This is a genomic window from Pseudomonas knackmussii B13 (genome assembly GCF_000689415.1).
GTDB classification, from domain to species: Bacteria; Pseudomonadota; Gammaproteobacteria; order Pseudomonadales; family Pseudomonadaceae; genus Pseudomonas; species Pseudomonas knackmussii.
In genome coordinates this window covers 3,546,994-3,572,014 of the sequence record NZ_HG322950.1, presented here as the reverse complement: position 1 = coordinate 3,572,014, position 25,021 = coordinate 3,546,994, and the positions used below count along the sequence as shown (strand labels likewise).

Annotated in this window: 21 protein-coding genes and 1 pseudogene; 7 read left to right on the top strand and 15 right to left on the bottom strand. The window is 62.5% G+C overall.

What is annotated here, in order from left to right; translation table 11 throughout:
- Positions 1-18 precede the first annotated feature (18 nt).
- The 10 genes from PKB_RS16705 to PKB_RS16660 all read right to left on the bottom strand — a co-directional run bounded on the left by PKB_RS16705 (position 19) and on the right by PKB_RS16660 (position 11,369).
- Complete coding sequence (locus PKB_RS16705; protein WP_043253239.1) at positions 19-1,614, bottom strand: isocitrate lyase; 1,596 nt, start codon at positions 1,612-1,614, stop codon at positions 19-21.
- A gap of 508 nt (positions 1,615-2,122) precedes the next feature.
- Entirely contained in the window at positions 2,123-2,938 is an 816-nt protein-coding gene (locus PKB_RS16700; RefSeq protein ID WP_052355310.1) for a secretin N-terminal domain-containing protein, read from the bottom strand.
- The gene (locus PKB_RS16695) at positions 2,935-3,561 is read right to left on the bottom strand and encodes a DUF7931 domain-containing protein (protein ID WP_043253238.1); all 627 of its coding nucleotides are present in this window, start codon (positions 3,559-3,561) and stop codon (positions 2,935-2,937) included. The genes PKB_RS16700 and PKB_RS16695 overlap by 4 nt, the downstream gene beginning before the upstream one ends.
- A gap of 9 nt (positions 3,562-3,570) precedes the next feature.
- Positions 3,571-3,999, bottom strand: coding sequence for a GNAT family N-acetyltransferase (locus PKB_RS16690; protein WP_043253237.1), 429 nt, complete (start codon positions 3,997-3,999; stop codon positions 3,571-3,573).
- Complete coding sequence (locus PKB_RS16685) at positions 3,992-5,167, bottom strand: ribosomal protein uL16 3-hydroxylase (RefSeq protein ID WP_043253236.1); 1,176 nt, start codon at positions 5,165-5,167, stop codon at positions 3,992-3,994. Before PKB_RS16685 ends, PKB_RS16690 begins: the two co-directional genes overlap by 8 nt.
- A gap of 60 nt (positions 5,168-5,227) precedes the next feature.
- A complete protein-coding gene (purB, locus tag PKB_RS16680; protein WP_043253235.1) occupies positions 5,228-6,598 on the bottom strand; it encodes an adenylosuccinate lyase in 1,371 nt (456 codons plus the stop codon).
- 118 nt (positions 6,599-6,716) lie between these two features.
- Positions 6,717-7,343 carry a high frequency lysogenization protein HflD gene (gene hflD / locus PKB_RS16675; protein ID WP_043253234.1) on the bottom strand — a complete coding sequence of 209 codons (627 nt, stop codon included), beginning with the start codon at positions 7,341-7,343 and terminating at the stop codon, positions 6,717-6,719.
- The gene (mnmA, locus tag PKB_RS16670) at positions 7,340-8,482 is read right to left on the bottom strand and encodes a tRNA 2-thiouridine(34) synthase MnmA (protein WP_043253233.1); all 1,143 of its coding nucleotides are present in this window, start codon (positions 8,480-8,482) and stop codon (positions 7,340-7,342) included. The genes hflD and mnmA overlap by 4 nt, the downstream gene beginning before the upstream one ends.
- A 40-nt stretch (positions 8,483-8,522) precedes the next feature.
- Positions 8,523-8,990, bottom strand: coding sequence for an NUDIX hydrolase (locus PKB_RS16665; RefSeq protein ID WP_043253232.1), 468 nt, complete (start codon positions 8,988-8,990; stop codon positions 8,523-8,525).
- Between the two features lie 156 nt (positions 8,991-9,146).
- The gene (locus PKB_RS16660; RefSeq protein ID WP_043253231.1) at positions 9,147-11,369 is read right to left on the bottom strand and encodes an NADP-dependent isocitrate dehydrogenase; all 2,223 of its coding nucleotides are present in this window, start codon (positions 11,367-11,369) and stop codon (positions 9,147-9,149) included.
- A gap of 356 nt (positions 11,370-11,725) precedes the next feature.
- On the opposite strand from PKB_RS16660, the gene icd reads away from it, so the two are divergent.
- Positions 11,726-12,979 (top strand): NADP-dependent isocitrate dehydrogenase, encoded by a 1,254-nt coding sequence (icd, locus tag PKB_RS16655; RefSeq protein ID WP_043253230.1) that lies wholly within the window; start codon positions 11,726-11,728, stop codon positions 12,977-12,979.
- 76 nt (positions 12,980-13,055) lie between these two features.
- Here icd and cspD read toward each other — a convergent pair whose 3' ends face one another.
- Positions 13,056-13,331 carry a cold shock domain-containing protein CspD gene (gene cspD / locus PKB_RS16650; RefSeq protein WP_043253229.1) on the bottom strand — a complete coding sequence of 92 codons (276 nt, stop codon included), beginning with the start codon at positions 13,329-13,331 and terminating at the stop codon, positions 13,056-13,058.
- A 230-nt stretch (positions 13,332-13,561) separates the two neighbouring features.
- On the opposite strand from cspD, the gene clpS reads away from it, so the two are divergent.
- Both clpS and clpA read left to right on the top strand, forming a co-directional pair.
- Positions 13,562-13,924 carry an ATP-dependent Clp protease adapter ClpS gene (gene clpS, locus PKB_RS16645; RefSeq protein WP_043257449.1) on the top strand — a complete coding sequence of 121 codons (363 nt, stop codon included), beginning with the start codon at positions 13,562-13,564 and terminating at the stop codon, positions 13,922-13,924.
- 28 nt (positions 13,925-13,952) lie between these two features.
- A pseudogene (gene clpA, locus PKB_RS16640) lies at positions 13,953-16,217 on the top strand (ATP-dependent Clp protease ATP-binding subunit ClpA); the annotation flags it as partial.
- A 92-nt stretch (positions 16,218-16,309) separates the two neighbouring features.
- Here clpA and infA read toward each other — a convergent pair.
- From infA to trxB, 4 genes are all read right to left on the bottom strand, one after another.
- Complete coding sequence (infA, locus tag PKB_RS16635) at positions 16,310-16,528, bottom strand: translation initiation factor IF-1 (protein ID WP_002553999.1); 219 nt, start codon at positions 16,526-16,528, stop codon at positions 16,310-16,312.
- A gap of 103 nt (positions 16,529-16,631) precedes the next feature.
- Positions 16,632-17,339, bottom strand: coding sequence for an arginyltransferase (locus tag PKB_RS16630; protein ID WP_043253228.1), 708 nt, complete (start codon positions 17,337-17,339; stop codon positions 16,632-16,634).
- Positions 17,340-17,394: 55 nt separating this feature from the next.
- Positions 17,395-18,075, bottom strand: coding sequence for a leucyl/phenylalanyl-tRNA--protein transferase (gene aat, locus PKB_RS16625; protein ID WP_043253227.1), 681 nt, complete (start codon positions 18,073-18,075; stop codon positions 17,395-17,397).
- 37 nt (positions 18,076-18,112) lie between these two features.
- Complete coding sequence (gene trxB, locus PKB_RS16620; RefSeq protein ID WP_043253226.1) at positions 18,113-19,066, bottom strand: thioredoxin-disulfide reductase; 954 nt, start codon at positions 19,064-19,066, stop codon at positions 18,113-18,115.
- Between the two features lie 193 nt (positions 19,067-19,259).
- Here trxB and ftsK point away from each other — a divergent pair, with 193 nt between their 5' ends.
- From ftsK to serS, 4 genes are read left to right on the top strand one after another with little or no spacing between them, the layout of a single operon-like run.
- Complete coding sequence (ftsK, locus tag PKB_RS16615; RefSeq protein WP_197539227.1) at positions 19,260-21,695, top strand: DNA translocase FtsK; 2,436 nt, start codon at positions 19,260-19,262, stop codon at positions 21,693-21,695.
- 12 nt (positions 21,696-21,707) lie between these two features.
- Entirely contained in the window at positions 21,708-22,331 is a 624-nt protein-coding gene (gene lolA, locus PKB_RS16610) for an outer membrane lipoprotein periplasmic chaperone LolA (RefSeq protein ID WP_043253224.1), read from the top strand.
- 40 nt (positions 22,332-22,371) lie between these two features.
- The gene (locus PKB_RS16605) at positions 22,372-23,697 is read left to right on the top strand and encodes a replication-associated recombination protein A (protein ID WP_043253223.1); all 1,326 of its coding nucleotides are present in this window, start codon (positions 22,372-22,374) and stop codon (positions 23,695-23,697) included.
- A 42-nt stretch (positions 23,698-23,739) separates the two neighbouring features.
- Positions 23,740-25,020 (top strand): serine--tRNA ligase, encoded by a 1,281-nt coding sequence (gene serS, locus PKB_RS16600; RefSeq protein WP_043253222.1) that lies wholly within the window; start codon positions 23,740-23,742, stop codon positions 25,018-25,020.
- Position 25,021: the final 1 nt, after the last annotated feature.

Sequence of the window (25,021 nt, the reverse complement as noted above, 5' to 3'; positions counted from 1 at the left end):
GCCGGTCGAACCTGTTCCTTAGTGGAACTGGTTCATGGTGTTGTCTTTACCCGAGGCTTTCAGAGCGGCTTCGCCAGCGAAGTACTCTTTGTGGTTGTCGCCGATGTCCGAGCCAGCCATGTTCTGGTGCTTGACGCAGGCGATGCCCTGACGCAGTTCCTGACGCTGAACGCCTTTCACGTAGGCCAGCATGCCCTGGTCGGCGAAGTAGCCTTTGGCCAGGTTGTCGGTCGACAGAGCGGCGGTGTGGTAGGTCGGCAGGGTGATCAGGTGGTGGAAGATGCCTGCGTGAGCCGAACCGTCGCGCTGGAAGGTGCGGATCTTCTCGTCGGCGATCTGGGCCAGTTCGGTCTCGTCGTACTCGACGCTCATCAGCTTGGCGCGGTCGTAGGCGGAGACGTCTTTGCCTTCGGCAACGAATGCATCGAACACTTGCTGACGGAAGTTCAGGGTCCAGTTGAACGACGGGCTGTTGTTGTACACCAGCTTGGCGTTCGGGATGACTTCGCGGATGCGGTCAACCATGCCCTTGATCTGGCCAACGTGCGGCTTCTCGGTTTCGATCCACAGCAGGTCGGCGCCGTTCTGCAGCGAGGTGATGCAGTCCAGGACGCAACGGTCTTCGCCGGTGCCCTTGCGGAACTGGAACAGGTTGGAAGCCAGGCGCTTCGGACGCAGCAGCTTGCCGCCGCGGTTGATCACCACGTCGCCGTTCTGCAGTTCGGCCGCGCTGATTTCGTCGCAGTCCAGGAAGGAGTTGTACAGGTCGCCCAGGTCGCCCGGCTGGCGGGTAACGGCGATCTGCTTGGTCAGGCCGGCGCCCAGGGAGTCGGTACGGGCAACGATCACGCCATCGTCAACGCCCAGCTCGAGGAAGGCGTAGCGAACAGCGTTGATCTTGGCGAGGAAGTCTTCGTGCGGAACGGTCACTTTACCGTCCTGGTGGCCGCACTGCTTCTCGTCCGAAACCTGGTTCTCGATCTGGATGCAGCAGGCACCGGCTTCGATCATTTTCTTGGCCAGCAGGTAGGTCGCTTCGGCGTTGCCGAAACCGGCGTCGATGTCGGCGATGATCGGTACTACGTGAGTTTCGTAGTTGTCGATCTGAGCCTGGATTTCGTCCTGCTTGGCCTTGTCGCCAGCAGCGCGGGCGGCGTCCAGGGCGGTGAACAGCAGGTCCAGTTCGCGGGCGTCAGCCTGGCGCAGGAAGGTGTACAGCTCTTCGATCAGGCCGGAAACGGCGGTCTTCTCGTGCATGGACTGGTCGGGCAGCGGGCCGAAGTCGGAACGCAGCGCGGCAACCATCCAGCCGGACAGGTAGAGGTAGCGCTTGTTGGTGGTCTTCAGGTGCTTCTTGATCGAGATCAGCTTCTGCTGACCGATGAAGCCGTGCCAGCAACCCAGCGATTGGGTGTAGACGGAGGAGTCGGCGTCGTACTCGGCCATGTCCTTGCGCATGATGGCCGCGGTGTACTTGGCGATGTCCAGGCCAGTCTTGAAGCGGTTCTGGGCGCGCATACGGGCGACGGACTCGGGGTTGATAGCGCTCCAGCTGCTGCCGAACTTCTCTTTCAGGGCGGCAACGGCCTTGATGTCGTTCTGATATGCGGACATGGTCAACAATCCTTCAAAAAATGTGTTGGTTGAGCACCGACTTCCCACGCAAGACCTGTGAATTCACGGTATTGAAGCGGGATGCTCGCCGCAGATGGCGAAATGACGACCGGAAGGAAGGATTGACGCTGAGAGGAGGGGTGGAGCGGGCGAACAGGTAGATGACCGCAGCGGTGGCATTCGAGATCGCTTGCCGGCTCGTGGCTGCCGTTGGGCGAGGGCGAATGGCTGCATTCGACCATCTTGCTGATACGTGGTTGCTTCCCCGTCCCTCAGGACAACTTCTTGCCAGTCGCAACCTCGTCATTTCGCCTTGTGGGCTGTAACAACACGGATCAGTTCGGCGAGTGGGCCGGAGCTCGATCCGGAGGCCCTATTCAGGGCCCCTGGTTAGCGGGAGCGAGGCCATCATGCCTTTCAAACAAATGTTCGTCAAACGTTTTGTAGTGTTTTTTTTGGACTACTACACGAAGGTCTAACGGAGACTGTCTGGTCGGTTCGGGGAGGTTCAGTCGAGTACGTCGACCTTGACGCGCAGGCTGCTGTCGCTGTGCCCTTGGGTGCTGTAGTTGCGGGTCAGGCCGCCCTGGTTGTTCTGGCTGCTCTGGCTGACGCCGCCGACTTCGATCCACTCGCCGACCCGGCCGGTCAGGCGTGTGTCGGTGCTCGCGGTGTCCATGGCGCCGGGGTAGCTGCTGTTGAAGCGATCGTTTCGCGTGCTGAGGTCGAGGTGGACGATGTTGCCGCTCAGGGTCGCGGTTACATACATGCCGCGGTTGGCGTCGCGATACTCGGTCTGGCTGTAGACCTGTCCGTACGGGCCGACACCGACGTTGTAGACGGGCTGGCTCTGACCGACCTGGATCATCGCCGGAGAGCCTTCGGTGGTCTGAACTTGCTGCATGCCGCCGCCGCGGCTGGCGGTGGAGTTGTTGATGATGCGGACCTGGTTGCTGCCGTTGACCTGGCTGCGCCCGCTCTGGATTTCCACGTTGCCGGCGCTGACGCTGCCATTCACCGCGTAGCCGCTGCTGTCGCGCTGGCTGGAGTCGCTGGTGTCGACGGTGATCAGCAGGCGGTGGGGGCGGGTGTCGATCTGCTCCAGCACCTGCTGCAGCTCGCGAATCTTCGATTGCTCTGCATTGACGATCAGTTGGCTGCCGTAAGCGGTGACGCGACCCTCGTTGCCGAGTATCTGCTGGACGACCGGCAATACCTCGTCGGCAGTGCGATAGCTCAGCTGGAGGATTTCGGTGCGCGGCTCGGCCTGGGCGGCGAAACTGATGGCGCAGGCGAGCAGCAGGGCGATTCGGCGATGACTCACAGCAGGAAACTCCGCAGGTCCGGGTCGGATAGGCTGGTGTCCCAGGCCTGGTCGAACTGCGCCTGCAGTTGGCGAACCCGTCCGGGATCGTTGTAGTGGGTGTGACCTGCGGGAATCGCAGGTTCGGTGCGCAGTAGCAGGCCGCTCTGGTCTGCGAGCAGGAACGCTTGCTCCGGGTTGGGGTAGTCCGGGTTGAGCAGGCGGATGTGGCAGTTGCTCGACAGGCGCCGGCTGAGGTTGAGCAGGCGATGACCTTCCTTGATGGCCCGACTGCTGTCGCGGACGAGGATGCGCAGACGGTTCTGCGGGTGACGCAGAAGCAGTCGAGTGCAGGCGTCCTGGATGCTGGCGTAGTTGTATAGCCAGGGTTCCAGGTCGGGGCTGTACAGGCTCAGGCTGCGGGCGGCTTGCTGCATCAGGGCCAGGGCATGAGCGCGGGCGGTTTCCGGATCGCTGAAGCGCTCCAGTTGGCTGTGGGCGCCGAGCTGGAAAGGTGCCGGCTCCCAGGTGGGTGGGGCAGGCAGCTCGCTGTCAGGGTTGTGCACGCTGAAGCGCCCCGGCGACTGGAATTCGATGTCCGGCAGGTTGTCCGGGGTTCCGTCGTGTTCCGGGGCGTCGTTCATGGCGATTCCTCAGGCGCTTTCGCGGACCATGTCCACGTGGGGTAGGCCGGCTTCGAGGAATTCGCCGCTGGCCACCTTGAAGCCTAGTCGCTCGTAGAACGGAATGGCGTAGACCTGGGCGGTCAGCAGTTGACGCTTGAGCTCGCGGCGCTCGGCTTCTTCGATGGCGGCGCGCATCAGCAGGTCGCCAACCTTCAGGCCTCGCCAGTCCTTGAGGACCGAAACGCGGCCGATGTGGCCGTCAGTCAGCAGGCGCGCGGTGCCAATCGCGTAGTCGCCTTCGAAGGCCAGGAAGTGCACCGCCTCTGCGTCTTCGGCGTCCCATTCGAGCTCCGGAGGGACAGCCTGCTCGGCGATGAACACGGCTTCGCGAATGCGCCGCAAGTCGGCATTGTCCTTTTGCCAGTCAGCCAGGCGAACCCTGATCTTGTTACTCATCGGCGAACTCCAAACTGCCCTGTTTGACCAATTCGGCCAATAGCTTACGCCCATCCTCATCGGCCAGCCATTGGCCTAGGTTCTCGCTGTGAAGGGCGTCGGCCGAGCAGACCAGCTTGAGCAGCGGCTCCATGTGCTTGGGCAGGACGACGCTCTGGCCGCTGGAGAACAGCAGCAGGCCGACATCCACTTCACTCCAGGCCAGGCGAGCGCTTGGGTTGCGCACCAGTACTGCGCCTTCGCGCAAAGCCTGTTGCAGTTCGCCGTCGTCGATTTCCTCGCCGGTAACCAGTTCGGGATAGCGCGGCTCGGTCATGAATTGGCCGAACCAGGTGAGCAGCAGGCGCTCGTCGCTCATGTGTTCTTGCAACAGGTTCTTCAGGCGATCGAGGGCGTCGCGCTGGATCTTGTGCTGGTCTTCGCCGCTCTTCACTGCGGCCATTCCGGCGTCGCTGTAACGCTCCTCATCGGAGAGGAACTGGGCGAGGAAGTCGGTGAAGTGGGTCAGCACTTCGGCGGCGCTGGGTGCGCGGAAGCCGACCGAGTAGGTCATGCAGTCGTCTTCGGCAATGCCGTAGTGGGCGACGCGCGGCGGCAGGTAGAGCATGTCGCCCGGCTCAAGCACCCACTCTTCGCTCTGTTCGAAGTTGGCGAGGATGCGCAGATCGGCGTGCGGCAGCATCGGGCTGTCGGCGTCGCACATCTGGCCGATCTTCCAGCGGCGGCGGCCATGGCCCTGGAGCAGGAAGACGTCGTAGTTGTCGAAGTGCGGACCGACGCCGCCGCCGGGAGCGGCGTAGCTGATCATGACGTCGTCGATGCGCCAGCTGGGCAGGAACTTGAAGTGTTCCAGCAGTTCGGCAACTTCCGGTACGAACTGGTCGACCGCTTGCACCAGCAGGGTCCAGTCGTTTTCGGGCAGCTCTTTATAGGTTTCTTCGGTGAAGGGGCCGCGACGCATTTCCCACGGGGTCTTGCCATGTTCGAGGACGATGCGCGACTCGACGCTCTCTTCGAGCGACAGGCCGGCCAGTTCGTCCGGCTCCAGCGGGCTCTCGAAGCCGGGCAGGGCTTGGCGGACCAGCAGGGGCTTTTTCTGCCAGTAGTCGCGAAGGAATTCGTCGGCGCTGATGCCGCCCAGGAGCTCAAGAGGAATAGCAGAATTCATATGTAAGTCCTTGAAACAAAAACGCCCCGCACAGCCGGGCGTGCAAAAGTTCAGCGCATGTCAGATGCGCTTGGCCTGGGCGGCAGCGTTACCGATGTAGTTCGCCGGGGTCAGCTTCTTCAGCTCGGCCTTGGCTTCGGCGGGCATGTCCAGACCGTCGATGAACACCTGCAGGGCTTCCGGGCTGATGCCCTTGCCGCGAGTCAGTTCCTTGAGCTTCTCGTAGGGGTTCTCGATGCCGTAGCGGCGCATTACTGTCTGTACCGGCTCGGCCAGGACTTCCCAGCAGGCGTCCAGGTCTTCGGCCAGGCGTGCGGCGTTCAGTTCGAGCTTGCCGATGCCCTTGAGGCTGGCTTCGTAGGCGATGACGCTATGGGCGAAGCCGACGCCGAGGTTGCGCAGCACGGTGGAGTCGGTCAGGTCGCGCTGCCAGCGGGAGATCGGTAGCTTGCTGGCCAGGTGCTGGAAGATCGCGTTGGCGATGCCCAGGTTACCTTCGGAGTTCTCGAAGTCGATCGGGTTGACCTTGTGCGGCATGGTCGAGGAGCCGATCTCGCCGGCGACGGTCTTCTGCTTGAAGTAGCCGAGGGAGATGTAGCCCCAGACGTCGCGGTCGAAGTCGATGAGGATGGTGTTGAAGCGCGCGATCGCGTCGAACAGCTCGGCGATGTAGTCGTGCGGCTCGATCTGGGTGGTGTAGGGGTTCCAGTTCAGGCCCAGGTCGCCTTCGATGAATTCGCGGGCGTTGGCTTCCCAGTCGACCTGCGGGTAGGCGGACAGGTGGGCGTTGTAGTTGCCCACGGCGCCGTTGATCTTGCCCAGCAGCTCGATGCCGGCGACTTGCTTGATCTGGCGCTCCAGGCGGTAGACGACGTTGGCCAGTTCCTTGCCCAGGGTGGTCGGCGAAGCCGGCTGGCCGTGGGTGCGGGAGAGCATGGGGACGTCGGCGAACTGGACGGCCAGGGCGCGGATCGACTCGGCGATCTGGCGCATCAGCGGCAGCAGCACTTGGTCGCGACCTTCGCGCAGCATCAGGGCGTGGGACAGGTTGTTGATGTCCTCGCTGGTGCAGGCGAAGTGGATGAACTCGCTGACCTTGGCCAGTTCCGGCAGCTTGGCCGCCTGCTCCTTGAGCAGGTACTCCACGGCTTTCACGTCGTGGTTGGTGGTGCGCTCGATTTCCTTGATGCGCTCGGCGTGCTCCAGCTGGAAGTCCTCGGCCAGCTTGTTCAGCAGGGCGTTGGCTTCGGCGGAGAAGGGGGCGACTTCAGGGATGCCGGCGTGCGATGCGAGGCGCTGCAGCCAGCGGACCTCTACCAGGACGCGGAAACGGATCAGGCCATATTCGCTGAAGATCGGACGCAGGGCGCTGGTCTTGCTGCCGTAACGGCCGTCGACGGGGGAAACCGCGGTAAGGGAGGAAAGCTGCATGGGGCGTTCTCGTAGCTGTCGGTCAACGAAAAGGGCGCACATCATACACGAACGGCGGCGCCTACGCCCGTACTTGCTGCTGTACGGAAGGCGTCCTCGTGGGCGCCTGTCGTGCGGCTCAGTCCTGGCCGCGGAGGATCGGGCGCAATTCGCTCAGCAGCTTGCGCCGGCCGAACACCATCTGCCAGCGGTTGCCGCCCAGCTGTCGCCACAGGCGCGCGGAGCGGATGCCGGCCAGCAGCAGGGCGCGGATGCGCGCGGCGTTGGCGTTGATCTGCAGGTGGCGCATGTCGCCGTGCACCTGGATGCGTTGGCGGAAGGTGCTGAGGGTGTCCTGGTAGAGGCCGGCGCAGGAGGCGATGACGTTCTCGTGGACCAGGCCGAAATGCTGCACCTGCTGCTGGATTTGATCCAGGCGCGAGCCGATCAGGTCGAGCATGTCGTCGCGCTTGGCCAGTTGGCGCTCCAGGCCGATCAGCGCGAGGGCGTAGCGCAGCGGTTCGCGCTGCAGGCTGTTGGGGTCGCGTTCCAGGGCGCTGGCAAGGGCGCGGAAGCCCTCGCGCAGGTTCTGGTTGTCGCCACCGTAGACGTCCAGGGTGGTCTGCGGATCGCGCACCAGCAGGCTGCCGAGCATGCAGGCCAGCGGCGCTTCCGGGATCTGGCCGGTGCGGGCGAGGCGGTCCACCAGGGCGGCCGCTTCGAAAACCCCGGCCAGGGCAATCAGTTGATCGCGGCGGTCGCTCATGCGCGCTCCTTCGCGAAGGCCGGTTCGGCCGATTCGATGACGCCGCCGCCGAGGCAGACTTCACCGTCGTAGAACACCACCGACTGCCCGGGAGTGACGGCGCGCTGCGGTTCGTCGAATAAGGCGCGATAACCGTTGGTCGTGCGCTCGAGCACGCAATTCTGGTCGGCCTGGCGATAGCGCACTTTGGCGCGCAGGACGCGCGGTTGGGCGAGATCGATCGGGTTGACCCAGAAAATGCTCGAGGCGTGCAGGGCCCGGGAGAACAGCCACGGATGGTCGTTGCCCTGGCCGACGACGAGCACGTTGCGCGCCAGGTCCTTCTCGAGCACGTACCAGGGGCTGTCGTCGGCATTCTTCATGCCGCCGATGCCCAGGCCTTGGCGTTGGCCGATGGTGTGGTACATCAACCCGGCATGACGGCCGATGACCTTGCCTTCGGTGGTCTCGATGTCGCCCGGCTGCGCCGGCAGGTACTGCTTGAGGAAATCGCTGAAGCGACGTTCGCCGATGAAGCAGATGCCAGTGGAGTCCTTCTTCTTCGCGGTGGCCAGGCCGTATTTCTCGGCGATGGCACGGACCTCCGGCTTCTCCAGTTCGCCTACCGGGAACAGGGTCTTGGCGATCTGTTCACCGCCGACGGCGTGCAGGAAGTAGCTCTGGTCCTTGTTCGGATCCAGGCCCTTGAGCAGTTCGGTGCGGCCGTCGATGTCGCGGCGGCGCACGTAGTGGCCAGTGGCAATCAGGTCGGCGCCCAGGGCCAGTGCGTAGTCGAGGAAGGCTTTGAACTTGATCTCGCGGTTGCACAGGATGTCCGGGTTCGGCGTGCGCCCGGCCTTGTACTCGGCGAGGAAGTACTCGAAAACGTTGTCCCAGTACTCCGCGGCGAAGTTGGCGGTGTGCAGCTTGATGCCGATTCGGTCGCAGACGGCCTGGGCGTCAGCCAGGTCGGTCATTGCGGTGCAGTATTCGGTGCCGTCGTCTTCTTCCCAGTTCTTCATGAACAAGCCTTCCACCTCGTACCCCTGCTCCTTGAGCAGGAGGGCGGAAACCGAGGAGTCCACGCCGCCGGACATGCCGACGATGACGCGGCCCTTGGAGGACGGGGCAGGGGTGCTGGTGAGGCTGGATTCAGACATGGCAGGCGATCGCGGAAGTCGGTGCAAAAGCGGGATTCTATCAGGCCGGGCTCGGCGCGGGCAGTTCGCTGTCGCGGATCAGTGCCAGGGGGAAGCGCTCGCCGCTCAGGTAGTCGTCGATGCAGCGCGCTACCAGGTGGCTGCGCCAGCTTCCCTTGCGGGCTTCCAGCTCGTCGCGGGTCAGCCAGCGCGGGCCAATGATGCCGGCGTCGAGCGGCAGCTCCGGTCGGTGTTTAAGCGGGCGGGCGGCGAAGCAAACGCGTTGGTAGGTGACTCCATTGCTCGGCGCGGTATAGAGGTAGATTCCGGTGACGGCGGTCAGCTCGACTTCCCAGCCGGTTTCCTCGAGGGTTTCGCGCACGGCGGCCTGGAGCAGGCTTTCGTTGGCTTCCAGGTGGCCCGCCGGTTGGTTCAGTACGGCCTTGCCGGCGGACTCTTCCTCTACCAGCAGGAAGCGTCCCTGGTCTTCGACGATGGTTGCAACTGTGATGTGGGGTTGCCAGCGCATGGATGGTCCTCTGGAGAAAAACGCTCATCATAGCCTCGGACAGGGGGTGTCCAGGTGCCTATCGTAATAGGAGCGAGTTTTCGGCGGAGCCGTTCCCCAGAATGCGAAAACCCCGGCACCGGGCCGGGGTTTTCGCAGTTCACGCTGTGCGACGGATCAGTTCAGGCTGTCGATGGCGGCGTTGAAGATGGCGCTCGGACGCATCACCTGGCTGGTTTTCTCCGGGTTGGAGCGGTAGTAGCCACCGATGTCCACGGGCTTGCCCTGGGCACCGTTCAGTTCAGCGACGATGGCCGCTTCCTGTTCGGTCAAGGTCTTGGCCAGCGGAGCGAAGTGCGCTTTCAGTTCGGCATCTTCGTTCTGCGCAGCCAGGGCCTGGGCCCAGTACATCGCCAGGTAGAAGTGGCTGCCGCGGTTGTCGATTTCGCCGACCTTGCGCGCCGGGGACTTGTTGTTGTCCAGCAGCTTGCCGGTAGCTTCGTCGAGGGTCTTGCCCAGGATCTTGGCCTTGGCGTTGCCAGTCTTGATGCCTTCCTCTTCGAAGGACACGGCAAGGGCCAGGAATTCACCCAGGGAATCCCAGCGCAGGCAGTTCTCTTCGACCAGTTGCTGTACGTGCTTCGGAGCCGAACCGCCGGCGCCGGTCTCGTACATTCCGCCGCCCGCCATCAGCGGAACGATGGACAGCATCTTCGCCGAGGTGCCCAGTTCCATGATCGGGAACAGGTCGGTCAGGTAGTCGCGCAGCACGTTGCCAGTCACCGAGATGGTGTCCTGGCCGCGAATCATGCGCTCCATGCTGGTGCGGATGGCTTCGTTGTAGCCTTTGATGCTGATGTCCAGGCCAGTCAGGTCGTGGTCTTTCAGGTACAGCTCGACCTTCTTGCGCAGTTCGTTGTCGTGGGCGCGCTCCGGGTCCAGCCAGAAGATGGCCGGGGTGTTGGACTGGCGGGCACGGGTAACGGCCAGCTTGACCCAGTCACGGATCGGGGCGTCCTTGGTCTGGCAGGCGCGCCAGATGTCACCGGCTTCGACTTCATGCTGCATCAGCACCTTGCCGTCGGCATCGACCACGCGCATGGTGCCGTCGGCTTCCATCTCGAAGGTCTTGTCGTGCGAGCCGTATTCCTCGGCCTTCTGCGCCATCAGGCCTACGTTCGGTACGCTGCCCATGGTGGTCGGGTCGAAGGCGCCGTTGGTCTTGCAGAAGTTGATCATCTCCTGGTAGATGCGGGCATAGGTGCTTTCCGGCATCACTGCCTTGGTGTCTTTCTGCTTGCCGTCCTTGCCCCACATCTGGCCGGAGTTGCGGATCATGGCCGGCATGGAGGCGTCGACGATCACGTCGCTGGGGATGTGCAGGTTGGTGATGCCCTTGACCGAGTCGACCATCGCCATTTCAGGGCGGTGGCTGTACACCTCGTGGATGTCGTGGAGGATCTCTTCCTGCTGGGAGGCCGGCAGGGATTTGATCTTCTCGTAGACGCTGGAGATGCCGTTGTTCGGGTTGACGCCCAACTCGTCGAACAACTGGCCGTACTTCTCGAAGACGTCCTTGTAGTAGACGGTCACGGCGTGGCCGAAGACGATCGGGTGGGAGATCTTCATCATGGTCGCCTTGACGTGCAGGGACCACATGACGCCGGTTTCTTTGCAGTCTTGCAGAGTCTTCTCGAAGAAGGCGCGCAGTTTCTGGCAGCTCATGAACATGCTGTCGAGGACTTCGCCTTCCTGCATCGCGAGCTTCTTCTTGACCTCGACCTTGCCGTCTTTGCCGATGAACTCGATGCGGACTTCACCTGCCTTCGGAATGGTGACCGACTGTTCGCTGGAGAAGAAGTCGCCGCCGCGCATGTAGTCTGCGTGCGAGCGGGAAGCCATGCTCCACTTGCCCATGCTGTGCGGGTGCTTACGGGCATAGGCCTTGACTGCTGCCGGTGCACGGCGGTCGGAGTTGCCTTCACGCAGAACCGGGTTCACGGCGCTGCCCAGGACTTTGGCGTAGCGGGCGCGGGTGTCTTTCTCTTCATCGGTCTGCGGATCTTCCGGGAAGTCCGGCACGGCGTAGCCCAGGGCTTGCAGCTCGGCGATGGCGCCTTTCAGTTGCGGGACCGAGGCGCTGATGTTCGGGAGTTTGATGATGTTCGCGTCCGGCGCGGTGGCCAGGCGGGCCAGGTAGGCCAGATCGTCCTCGATGGCCTTGTCGCCGAGCTTGTCGGTGAACGAGGCGAGGATGCGTCCTGCAAGAGAGATGTCTCGGGTTTCGACGTCAATGTCGGCAGAGGCAGCGAAGGCCTTGACGATGGGGAGCAGCGAGTAGGTGGCGAGGGCGGGTGCTTCGTCGGTGAAGGTGTAGGTGATCTTCGAGCGGTTAGACATCTACTAAGACTCTCTTCTTTGCTGGGCGCGCACAGAATCTCGATACGCCTTGGTGGACGCTTTAGTTCGACTCCGCAGAGTCGACATTCGAGAGTTGCCGCGGGGATATAGGGGGCGCCAGTAGAAACGTTGTGCGACCGGGTCAGGGTGGCGACGCGGTCGCGGCGAGGAGAGGGGTCTGGTCCCAGACTACTCGGACCTCGATGACTGGAAAGTCACGGCGCGCAGTATACCACTCTATCGACAGGGTGACGCACCAGAGCCTTTTAGACTAAGGAATAAGATGTGGTTGCCCCCATGTAACTGGGCTACCCTCAGGGGCTGCTACAGGGTTCAACCACCAAACGGAGTTCAGCATGGGATACCAGAAGATCCAGGTGCCGGCCGGTGAGCGAATCACCGTAAGTGCCGACAATTCCCTGAATGTACCGAACAACCCGATCATTCCTTATATCGAGGGCGATGGTATTGGCGTGGACATCAGTCCGGTCATGATCGAAGTCGTCGATGCTGCCGTCGAGAAGGCCTATAACGGTCAGCGCAAGATCGCCTGGATGGAGGTCTATGCGGGCGAGAAGGCCACCCAGGTGTACGATCAGGACACTTGGCTGCCACAGGAAACCCTTGATGCCGTGCGTGACTATGTAGTGTCCATCAAGGGCCCGCTGACCACTCCGGTCGGTGGAGGCATCCGCTCCCTCAACGTGGCTCTGCGCCAGCAGCTCGACCTCTATGTCTGCCTGCGCCCGGTGCGTTGGTTCGAAGGCGTGCCCAGTCCGGTTAAGAAGCCTGGCGACGTGGACATGGTGATATTCCGCGAGAACTCCGAGGACATCTACGCCGGTGTCGAATGGAAGGCCGGTTCGCCCGAGGCGGAGAAAGTCATCAAGTTCCTCACCGAGGAAATGGGCGTCAAGAAGATCCGCTTCACCGAAGGCTGCGGTATCGGCATCAAGCCGGTTTCCCAGGAGGGCACCAAGCGCCTGGTGCGCAAGGCGCTGCAGTACGCCGTGGACAATGACCGCAGCTCGGTCACCCTGGTGCACAAAGGCAACATCATGAAATTCACCGAGGGCGCCTTCAAGGACTGGGGGTACGAGCTCGCCCGCGATGAGTTCGGTGCCGAACTGCTCGATGGCGGTCCCTGGATGCAGTTCAAGAACCCCAATACCGGCAAGAGCATCGTGGTCAAGGATGTGATCGCAGACGCCATGCTGCAGCAGATTCTGCTTCGCCCGGCGGAGTACGACGTGATCGCTACCCTCAACCTGAACGGCGACTATCTCTCCGATGCATTGGCAGCTGAGGTGGGGGGTATCGGTATCGCGCCTGGGGCCAACCTGTCCGACTCGGTAGCCATGTTCGAAGCAACCCATGGCACTGCGCCAAAGTATGCTGGGCAGGACAAGGTCAACCCTGGTTCGCTGATCCTTTCCGCAGAAATGATGCTGCGCCATATGGGTTGGGTCGAAGCTGCCGACCTAATCATCAAAGGCATGAACGGTGCCATTGCGGCGAAGACCGTGACCTATGACTTCGAGCGCCTAATGGACGGTGCCAAGCTCGTGTCGTGTTCGGAATTCGGTGAGGCGATGATCGCCAAGATGTAAGGCGGGACAAACGCATGAAAAAGGCCGGTATGACCGGCCTTTTTCTTGGCTGCGCCGAAAGGCGTCAGGGGGAGGGTCAGGCCTCGGCGGTTACGCTCTGCACCTGCTCGCTGGTAGCGGACGAGGTGGTGGCGTTGCTGGCATTGGCGCTGATCGGTTGGATGTTGACCGCATGCAGTCCCTTGGGACCTTGCAGGATCTCGAAGCTGACCGGCTGGCCGGCCTTGAGCGTCTTGTAACCATCCATCTGAATAGCCGAGTAATGAGCGAACAGGTCCTCGTCTCGGCCGTCAGCAAGGATGAATCCATAGCCCTTGGCGTTGTTGAACCACTTGACCTTACCGCTGAGCATGCTGATATCCCTCTGCAAAGGACTCCATCGCTGGAGTATCATCCACTACACGATTCCGCTGCAGCCTTAGAAAAGACTGGGCTTCGGAACGCCCGATACCCTCTAGTGGGTATCCATTGTTTGTAACACCGTTTTGTGGTTAGTCAAGGCGCTCTCGTCTGCGCCTGCGATGTGGGTCAAAGTACGTGCCGACCTTCAACTTTCTCTATGGCGAAGCCTTTTATTTCAGCATGCATGCAAGTAGCCAGATTCGACTAACATTCAATCATGACCGTCCTGATCCCCTGGAAGACGAGGGCACTGGACTGGCGGTTGAGGAATCCAAACCGGCCCTGAAGGCTCCGCCGATGTACAGGGTCATCATGTTCAACGATGACTACACGCCAATGGATTTCGTGGTAGAGGTGCTTGAGTCGTACTTCAGCATGAATCGCGAGCAAGCCACACGGGTCATGTTGACAGTGCATACTCAGGGTAAGGCCGTTTGCGGCGTGTTCACCCGCGACATCGCCGAAACCAAGGCCATGCAGGTCAATCAGTACGCGAGGGAAAGCCAGCATCCACTGTTGTGTGAGATAGAGAAAGAAAGCTGATGCGGATGTTTGGGAGCGAGGTGAAGTCATGTTGAATCGAGAGCTCGAAGTCACCCTCAATCTCGCCTTCAAGGAGGCGCGGGCAAAACGGCATGAATTCATGACCGTCGAGCACCTGTTGCTGGCGCTCCTGGATAACGAGGCTGCGGCCACGGTCTTGCGCGCGTGTGGGGCAAACCTGGACAAGTTGCGGCGCGACCTGCAGGAGTTCATCGACTCCACTACGCCGTTGATCCCGCAGCACGACGAGGATCGAGAAACCCAGCCGACGCTGGGCTTCCAGCGCGTTCTGCAGCGCGCGGTATTCCATGTGCAGAGTTCCGGTAAGCGCGAAGTGACTGGCGCCAACGTGCTGGTGGCGATCTTCAGCGAACAGGAAAGCCAGGCGGTCTTCCTGCTTAAGCAGCAGAGCGTCGCGCGCATTGATGTCGTCAACTACATCGCCCATGGCATCTCCAAGGTGCCTGGCCATGCCGAGCATCAGGAAAACGACCAGGACATGCAGGATGAAGAGGGTGGCGAGTCCTCCACCTCCAGCCATCCGCTGGATGCCTATGCCAGCAATCTGAACGACCTGGCGCGCCAGGGGCGTATCGATCCGCTGGTTGGGCGTGAGTCCGAGGTCGAGCGTGTTGCCCAGATTCTTGCGCGTCGCCGCAAGAACAATCCGCTGCTAGTTGGCGAAGCGGGTGTTGGCAAGACGGCCATCGCAGAAGGTTTGGCCAAGCGTATCGTCGACGGCCAGGTGCCCGATCTGCTAGCTGACAGCGTCGTCTATTCCCTGGATCTTGGCGCGCTGCTCGCCGGCACAAAGTATCGCGGCGATTTCGAGAAGCGCTTCAAAGCCCTGCTCAACGAACTGCGCAAGCGTCCGCATGCGGTGCTGTTCATCGACGAGATTCACACCATCATTGGTGCCGGAGCGGCGTCCGGCGGTGTGATGGATGCGTCGAACCTGCTTAAGCCGCTGCTCTCCTCCGGGGAGATCCGCTGCATTGGCTCGACTACCTTCCAGGAGTTCCGTGGCATCTTTGAGAAGGATCGTGCTCTGGCGCGGCGCTTCCAGAAGGTCGATGTCACAGAACCTTCGGTTGAAGACACCGTTGGCATCCTCAAGGGGCTCAAGCCACGCTTCGAGCAGCACCACCACATCGAATACAGCGACGAGGCCCTGCGCGCTGCAGCCGAGTTGGCGGCACGCTACATCAATGATCGGCATATGCCGGACAAGGCCATCGACGTAATTGACGAGGCAGGCGCCTATCAGCGCCTGCAGCCGGAAGAGAAGCGCGTGAAGCGCATCGAGGTGGCTCAGGTCGAAGATATCGTGGCCAAGATCGCGCGCATTCCGCCGAAGCATGTCACGACATCGGACAAGGAGTTACTGCGCAATCTCGAACGTGACCTCAAGCTGACGGTGTTCGGTCAGGATGCGGCTATCGAGTCGCTCTCCACTGCCATCAAGTTGTCGCGTGCCGGTCTGAAGTCGCCAGACAAACCGGTCGGTTCCTTCCTTTTCGCGGGTCCCACTGGTGTGGGTAAGACTGAAGTGGCTCGCCAACTTGCCAAGGCGATGGGCGTGGAGCTGGTGCGCTTCGACATGTCCGAGTACATGGAGCGGCATACCGTGTCGCGGCTGATCGGTGCGCCTCCGGGTTACGTGGGCTTCGATCAGGGTGGCTTGCTCACTGAAGCCATCACCAAGACGCCCCACTGCGTATTGCTGCTCGACGAAATCGAGAAGGCGCATCCAGAAGTCTTCAACCTGCTACTGCAGGTGATGGATCACGGCACCCTGACCGATAACAACGGGCGCAAGGCGGACTTCCGCAATGTCATCGTGATCATGACCACCAACGCTGGCGCGGAAACGGCGGCTCGGGCCTCCATTGGCTTCAGCCAGCAAGACCACACCAGCGATGCCATGGAAGTGATCAAGAAGAGCTTCACGCCGGAGTTTCGCAACCGCCTGGATACCATCATCCAGTTCGGTCGACTCAGTCACGAGACGATCAAGAGTGTGGTCGACAAGTTCCTCACCGAGCTGCAGGCGCAGCTGGAAGACAAACGTGTCCAGCTCGAAGTCAGCGATACGGCGCGCAACTGGCTCGCGGAGAAAGGCTACGACCCGCAGATGGGCGCTCGTCCAATGGCGCGGCTGATTCAGGACAAGATCAAGCGGCCGCTGGCCGAGCAGATCCTGTTCGGAGAACTGGCCGAGCGTGGCGGTGTGGCGCACGTCGATCTGAAGGATGACGAGCTCTTCTTCGAGTTCGAAGTGGTGGCTGCCGAGGCCGGCGTAATTGCCGGCTCGGAAAAGCAAACGCCCGGCATTGCCGGGCGTTTTGCTATCTGTCTGGGCTTTTGCCCAGCGTCACCTGTGGCTCAGCGAGCGCGATAGGTGATGCGACCTTTGCTCAGGTCGTAGGGAGTCAGTTCGACGCGAACCTTGTCGCCGGTCAGGATGCGGATGTAGTTCTTGCGCATCTTGCCGGAGATGTGCGCGGTAACGACGTGCCCGTTCTCCAACTCCACGCGGAACATGGTGTTGGGCAGGGTGTCGACGACAGTGCCTTCCATTTCGAAGCTGTCTTCTTTCGACATGCAGTAGAACCCTCGGTGTCTATATGAATGGCCAGGGTGGCCCTAAAAAAGGCCGATATTGTGCCTGATATACCCGCTCCGCGCCAAGGGGCGCAGAAATGGCTCAGTTTAGAGCCACCCAGCGCTGGTTGACGAAGAGTTCGATCGGTCGGTACTGGGTCTTGTAGTTCATCTTTCGGCAATTCTTGATCCAGTAGCCGAGATAGACAGCGTGCAGGCCCATGCGGGCAGTCTCGGCAATCTGCCAGAGGATGGCGTATCGGCCCAGGCTGCGACGCTCCTCGTCGGGGTCGTAGAAGGTGTAAACCGCAGACAGGCCGTTGGGCAGGACGTCGGTGACCGCCACTGCTAGCAGGCGACCTTGCAGGCGGAACTCGTAGAAGCAGCTGAACGGCAGATCGCGCACCAGGAAGGTGCTGAACTGGTCTCGGCTGGGCGGGTACATGTCGCCGTCGGCATGGCGCTGCTCGATGTAGCGCATGTAGAGCCCGTAGTACTCCTCGGTAAAAGCCGGGCGGCGCTTGAGTACTTTGAGGTCGGCATTGCGTTTGATGATGCGCTTCTGCTGGCGATTCGGCAGGAAGTCAGCGGCCGGAATGCGCGCAGGGATGCAGGCTGTACAGTGCTGGCAGTGCGGGCGGTAGAGGTGTTCGCCGCTGCGGCGGAAGCCGACTTCGGAAAGCGAGGCGTACAGCTGCGCGTCCATGGGCTGGCTGGGGTCGAGGAACAGCGTGGTGGCTTGTTCCTCGGGCAGATAGCTGCATGGATGCGGTTGCGTCGCGTAGAACTTCAGTCGGGCCAGTTCGGTCATGATCAACCCCTGCGATAACCCTCTGGCAAGTTTATGTCAGCCGGAGCCAGTCCGCCTACGAACGCCAATCGCAGAGCGGCGGCTGATCAAGGTGGCGAGCGAGCAAGTCGGCGAACTGACTGCGTGTTATGGCGCGTGCGCCGAGGCTGTGCAGGTGCTGGGTGGGCATCTGGCAGTCGATCAGTTCGAATCCGGCTTCGCGCAGGCGGCGGACCAGGGTGACGAACGCCACCTTCGAGGCGTTGTCGGCCCGGCTGAACATGGATTCGCCAAAGAACAGTCGGCCAATAGCCAGGCCGTAGAGCCCGCCCACCAGTTCGTCCCCTTGCCAGGTTTCCACCGAGTGCGCGACGCCGAGGCGATGCAATTGGCGGTAAGCATCCTGCATGGGCTGGGTGATCCAGGTGCCATCGGCATAGTCCCGCGGCGCCGCACAGGCGGCGATGACGCGGTCGAAGGCCTGGTCGATGCTTACTCGATAGCGCTCCTGTCGCATGACTTTTGCCAGGCTGCGAGAGACATGCAGTTCGTCGGGAAAAAGAACGGTGCGCGGATCGGGCGACCACCAGAGGATCGGCTGGTCATCCTGGTACCAGGGGAAGCAGCCGTGCCGATAGGCAGCGATCAGTCGACGCGGGTCCAGGTCGCCGCCGGCAGCGAGCAAACCATTGGGCTCGTGCAGCGCCTGATCCAGCGGAGGGAAGTCGAAATTTCGGCGGGAGAGCCAGCTGAGCATGGCGGAGTAGGGGAGGGCGGGCCCTCCCCAGGCGTTGTCAGTGCTGGTCGTCGAGGAATTTTTCGGCGTCCAGCGCGGCCATGCAGCCGGCGCCAGCCGAGGTGATGGCCTGGCGGTAGACGTGGTCGGCCACGTCGCCGGCGGCGAACACACCTTCGATGCTGGTGGCGGTGGCGTTGCCTTCGCCGCCACCCTTGACCACCAGGTAGCCGTCACGCATGGCCAGCTGGCCGGTGAACAGGTCGGTGTTGGGCTTGTGGCCGATGGCGATGAACACGCCGGACAGGTCCAGCTGGCGGGTTTCGCCGGTGTTAGCGTCTTTCAAGCGTACGCCGATGACGCCCATGTCGTCGCCCAGTACTTCGTCCAGGGTGGTGTTCCAGTGCAGGCGCACGTTGCCGTTCTTGGCTTTTTCGAACAGCTTGTCTTGGAGGATCTTTTCCGAGCGCAGCTTGTCGCGACGGTGGATCAGGTGAACTTCCTTGGCGATGTTCGCCAGGTACAGGGCTTCCTCGACCGCGGTGTTGCCGCCGCCGACCACGCAGACCACTTGGTTGCGATAGAAGAAGCCGTCGCAGGTGGCGCAGGCGGAAACGCCCTTGCCCATGAAGGCCTCTTCCGAGCTCATGCCCAGGTATTGAGCAGAGGCGCCGGTGGCGATGATCAGTGCGTCGCAGCTGTAAGTGCCGCTGTCACCCTTGAGGATGAAAGGCTTCTGTTGCAACTCGGCGGTATGAATATGGTCGTAGACGATCTCGGTATCGAAACGCTGGGCGTGCTGCTGCATACGCTCCATCAGCGCCGGACCGGTCAGGCCTTCGACATCGCCCGGCCAGTTGTCTACTTCGGTGGTGGTGGTGAGCTGGCCGCCGGGTTGGATGCCGGTGATGACAACAGGCTTGAGGTTGGCGCGCGCGGCATAAACGGCGGCGGTGTAGCCGGCCGGGCCGGAGCCCAGGATGATCAGGCGCGAATGCTTGACGTCACTCATAAAAAGACTCCATAAGCCTTTGTCACGTAAGAGATTGCATGCTCCAATTGAGCAGCCGTGAAACCTAGGTGGGCTATGCTACACCGAACCTTGAAAGAGCGGCAAAAGGCGTCAGGGCGGCACCTGTGGCAACGATCGGCCAAAGCCGTACAATAGGCGCGTTTTGCCGTCATAAGACCCTCGGACGCGCCCCGTGCGCAGGAATAGACGTGTTTTGAAGGACTCGACCACTGCAAGCCATGCCGCCGCCTGGCGTCAGCAACTGCATATCCGCCTGAAGGAAGGCGCACTGATCGCGCTCGGCGCGCTCTGCCTTTACCTGTGGATGGCGCTGCTCACCTACGATCCGTCGGATCCGGGCTGGAGCCATTCCAGTCACGTTGAGCAGGTGCAGAATGCCGCGGGACGTCTCGGGGCCCTGAGTGCCGACATCCTGTTCGTCGCGCTGGGCTATTTCGCCTATCTGTTCCCGCTGCTGTTGTGCGTCAAGACCTGGCAGGTCTTCCGCAAGCGCCACATGCCCTGGGAATGGAGCGGCTGGCTGTTCTCCTGGCGCCTGATCGGCCTGGTCTTCCTGATCCTTTCCGGTTCGGCGCTGGCCTATATCCATTTCCACATCGGCGGCAACCACCTGCCAGCTTCGGCTGGCGGTGCCGTGGGCGAAAGCCTCGGTCAACTGGCGATGAACGCCTTGAACGTGCAGGGAAGCACCCTGCTGTTCATCGCGCTTTTCCTGTTCGGGCTGACCGTGTTCGCCGACCTGTCGTGGTTCCAGGTAATGGATATCACCGGGAAGATCACGCTCGACCTCTTCGAACTGATCCAGAACGCCTTCAACCGCTGGTGGAGCGCGCGAAACGAGCATCGCCAACTGATCGCTCAGCTGCGTGAAGTGGATGAGGTAGTGGCCGAAGTCGCGGCGCCCGTGGTGCCCGACCGCCGCGAGCAGGCCAAGGTCAAGGAGCGCCTGATCGAGCGCGAGGAGGCCCTGGTCAAAAGCGTGCAGGAGCGCGAGAAGCGCCCGGCGCCGAAGATCGACACTCCGCCGCCGCCTGCACCGGCAGAGCCCAGCAAGCGCGTCCTGAAAGAAAAGCAGGCGCCGCTGTTCATCGACACCGCTGTGGAAGGCACGCTGCCGCCCATTTCGCTGCTCGACCCGGCCGGTGAGAAGAAGAAGAGCTTCTCGCCCGAATCGCTGGAGGCCATGTCGCGCCTGCTCGAGATCAAGCTCAAAGAGTTCGGCGTCGAGGTACTGGTGGAGTCCGTGCACCCGGGCCCGGTGATCACTCGTTTCGAGATCCAGCCAGCCGCCGGTGTAAAGGTCAGCCGCATCTCCAACCTGGCCAAGGACCTGGCGCGTTCGCTGGCGGTGATCAGCGTGCGCGTGGTCGAGGTCATTCCCGGCAAAACCACCGTTGGTATCGAGATTCCCAACGAAGACCGGCAGATGGTGCGCTTCTCGGAAGTGCTGTCGTCGCCGGAGTACGACGAGCACAAGTCCACCGTGCCGCTGGCTCTGGGTCATGACATCGGTGGCCGGCCGATCATCACCGACCTGGCGAAGATGCCGCACCTGCTGGTAGCCGGTACCACCGGCTCCGGTAAGTCGGTGGGCGTGAACGCCATGCTGCTGTCGATCCTGTTCAAGTCGACGCCGGAAGAGGCGCGGCTGATCATGATCGACCCGAAGATGCTCGAACTGTCGATCTACGAGGGCATTCCGCACCTGCTCTGCCCAGTCGTCACCGACATGAAGGAGGCGGCCAACGCGCTGCGCTGGAGCGTCGCCGAGATGGAGCGGCGCTACCGGCTTATGGCGGCCATGGGTGTGCGCAACCTGGCAGGCTTCAACCGTAAGGTGAAGGACGCCGAGGAGGCTGGCGCGCCGCTGACCGACCCGCTGTACCGCCGCGAGAGCATGGAAGACGAGGCGCCGCTGCTGAAGACGCTGCCGACCATCGTCGTGGTGGTCGACGAATTCGCCGACATGATGATGATCGTCGGCAAGAAGGTCGAAGAGCTGATCGCGCGTATCGCCCAGAAGGCGCGGGCGGCGGGTATCCACTTGATCCTCGCGACCCAACGCCCGTCGGTGGACGTGATCACTGGTCTGATCAAGGCCAACATCCCGACCCGTATCGCCTTCCAGGTATCCAGCAAGATCGACTCGCGCACCATCCTCGACCAGGGTGGCGCTGAACAACTGCTCGGCCATGGCGACATGCTCTACCTGCCGCCGGGCACCGGCCTGCCGATTCGCGTGCATGGCGCCTTCGTTTCCGACGATGAAGTGCATCGCGTGGTCGAGGCCTGGAAACTGCGCGGCGCGCCCGACTACATCGAAGACATCCTCGCCGGTGCCGAAGAAGGCGGCGGTGGTGGCAGCTTCGGTGGCGGCGAAGGCGGTGAAGGCGGAGAGGGCAGCGAAGACGATCCGCTGTACGACGAGGCTGTGCGCTTCGTCACCGAGAGCCGCCGCGCCTCGATTTCCGCGGTTCAGCGCAAGCTGAAGATCGGCTACAACCGCGCCGCGCGCATGATCGAGGCGATGGAGATGGCCGGCGTGGTCACTCCGATGAATACCAATGGCTCGCGCGAAGTGGTCGCGCCGGCCCCCATTCGTGACTGATCGAGGAATTCCATGCGCTTGATCCGCATGCTGCTGCTTGCTGCGCTGACTTTTACCGGCGTTCAGGCCCACGCCGACGATGCCTCCACCCAACGCCTGAGCGGGCTGTTGAGCAAGGCGCAAACCATGACCGCACGCTTCTCCCAGCTGACGCTGGACGGCAGCGGCACTCGCCTGCAGGAAACCGCCGGCAACCTGGCGCTCAAGCGTCCGGGCCTGTTCCGCTGGCACACCGATGCGCCGCAGGAGCAACTGCTGATCTCCAATGGCGAGAAGGTCTGGCTGTATGACCCGGATCTGCAGCAGGTGACCATCCAGAAGCTCGACCAGCGCCTGACCCAGACCCCGGCGCTGCTGCTTTCCGGCGATATCTCGAAGATCCACGAGAGCTTCGACATCACCGGCAAGGACGGCGGCAACGTGGTCGACTTCATCCTCAAGCCGAAGGACAAGGACACGCTGTTCGACAGCCTGCGGATTTCCTTCCGCAACGGCGTGGTCAACGACATGCAACTGATCGACAGCGTCGGCCAGCGCACCAACATCCTGTTCTTCGACGTGAAGATGAACGAGCCGGTGGACGCCAAGCAGTTCGTCTTCGAAGCGCCCAAGGGCGTCGACGTCATCCAGGAGTGAAGGGTCGCCGCCCGAGCGCGGCGCCCGTGAGGTAGTCAGCGTGGACCTGTTTCGTTCCGAACCCGTAGCCCAGCCCCTGGCAGCGCGCCTGCGTGCGGCCAGCCTGGACGAATACGTCGGCCAGGAGCACCTGCTCGCCCGCGGCAAGCCGTTGCGCGAGGCGCTGGAGCAGGGCGCGCTGCACTCGATGATCTTCTGGGGGCCGCCGGGCGTCGGCAAGACGACGCTGGCCAAGCTGCTGGCACAGGTTTCCGATGCGCACTTCGAGACCCTCTCGGCGGTGCTCTCGGGCGTCAAGGAAATCCGCCAATCGGTGGAGATGGCCAAACAGCAGGCGGCGCAATACGGCCGCCGCACCATTCTCTTCGTCGACGAAGTGCACCGCTTCAACAAGAGCCAGCAGGATGCCTTCCTGCCGTATGTCGAAGACGGCACCCTGATCTTCATCGGCGCGACCACCGAGAACCCCTCGTTCGAACTGAACAACGCACTGCTTTCGCGGGCGCGCGTCTATGTGCTTAAAAGCCTGGACGAAGCGGCGCTGCGCAAGCTCGTGGACCGCGCGCTGCACGAGGACAAGGGCCTCGGCAAGCGTCGCCTGAGCCTGCCGGACGAGAGCTTCGCCATCCTGATGGCGGCTGCCGATGGCGACGGCCGACGCATGCTCAACCTGCTGGAGAATGCCTCCGACCTGGCCGAGGACGGTGGCGAGATCAGCGCCGAGCTGCTGCAAAACCTGCTGGGCGATAGCCGCCGTCGTTTCGACAAGGGCGGCGAGGCCTTCTACGACCAGATCAGCGCGCTGCACAAGTCGGTGCGCGGCTCCAGTCCGGACGGTGCGCTCTACTGGTACGCCCGCATGCTCGATGGCGGTTGCGATCCGCTCTACATCGCCCGTCGCGTGGTACGCATGGCCAGCGAAGACATCGGCAACGCCGACCCGCGCGCGTTGACCCTGTGCCTGCATGCCTGGGACGTACAGGAGCGCCTGGGTAGCCCCGAAGGCGAGCTGGCCATCGCGCAGGCCATCGTTTATCTCGCCTGCGCGCCGAAGAGCAATGCCGTTTACAACGCCTACAACACAGCGCGTCGCGATGTTGCCGAGAACGGCTCGCTGGAAGTGCCGCTGCATTTGCGCAATGCACCGACCAAACTGATGAAGAACCTCGGCTATGGCGAAGAGTATCGTTATGCCCACGACGAGCCCGACGCCTACGCCGCCGGGGAAGACTACTTCCCCGAGCAGCTCGAACCGCGCCAGTATTACCAGCCCGTGCCCCGTGGCCTGGAGCTGAAGATCGGCGAGAAGCTCAAACACCTGGCGGCCCTGGATCGGGCCAGCCCGAGAAAACGCAGAAAATCCTGAGCGGCGCCCGCACGCCGCCGACACTAGACACGAGAACAGACCATGCTCGATTCCAAACTGGTACGTACCCAGCCGCAGGAAGTGGCCGAACGCCTTGCCGCACGCGGTTTCACCCTGGACGTGGCGCGCATCGAGGCGCTGGAGAACCAGCGCAAGTCCGTGCAGACCCGTACCGAGACCCTGCAGGCCGAGCGCAACTCGCGCTCCAAGGCGATCGGCCTGGCCATGAAGAATGGCGAGGACGTCGCGCCGCTCAAGGCCGAGGTCAATCGCATGGCCGAGGAGCTGGAATCCGGCAAGCGCGAGCTGGATATGATCCAGTCCGAGCTGGACAACCTGCTGCTGAACATCCCCAACCTGCCGCACGAGTCGGTGCCGGTCGGCGCTGACGAAGAGCAGAACGTCGAAGTCCGCCGCTGGGGCACTCCGCGCAGCTTCGATTTCGAGATCAAGGATCACGTCGCTCTCGGCGAGCGTAATGGCTGGTTGGACTTCGAGACCGCCGCTCGCCTGTCCGGCGCGCGTTTCGCCCTGATGCGCGGCCCGATTGCCCGCCTGCACCGCGCGCTGGCGCAGTTCATGATCGACCTGCATACCCGCGAGCACGGTTACGAAGAGGCCTACACCCCTTACCTGGTGCAGGCGCCGACCCTGCAGGGCACCGGCCAGCTGCCGAAATTCGAGGAAGATCTGTTCAAGATCGGCCGTGAGAACGAGGCCGACCTGTACCTGATCCCGACCGCCGAAGTCTCCCTGACCAACATCGTCGCCGGGCAGATCCTCGATGCGAAGGAGCTGCCGCTGAAGTTCGTCGCCCACACCCCGTGCTTCCGCAGCGAAGCCGGTGCCTCGGGCCGTGACACCCGCGGCATGATCCGCCAGCACCAGTTCGACAAGGTCGAGATGGTGCAGATCGTCGAGCCGTCGAAATCCTGGGATGCCCTGGAAAGCCTGGTCGGCAACGCCGAGAAGGTCCTGCAGGCCCTGGAGCTGCCGTATCGCGTGCTGGCCCTGTGCACCGGCGACATGGGCTTCAGCGCGGCCAAGACCTACGACCTGGAAGTCTGGGTGCCGAGCCAGGACAAGTTCCGCGAGATTTCTTCCTGCTCCAACTGCGGCGACTTCCAGGCGCGCCGCATGCAAGCGCGCTTCCGCAATCCGGAAACCGGCAAGCCGGAGCTGGTGCACACCCTCAACGGCTCGGGCCTTGCGGTCGGTCGTACCCTGGTCGCGGTGCTGGAGAACTATCAGCAGGCCGACGGTTCGATCCGCGTACCGGAAGTGCTGAAGCCCTACATGGGCGGCGTCGAGGTCATCGGCTGAG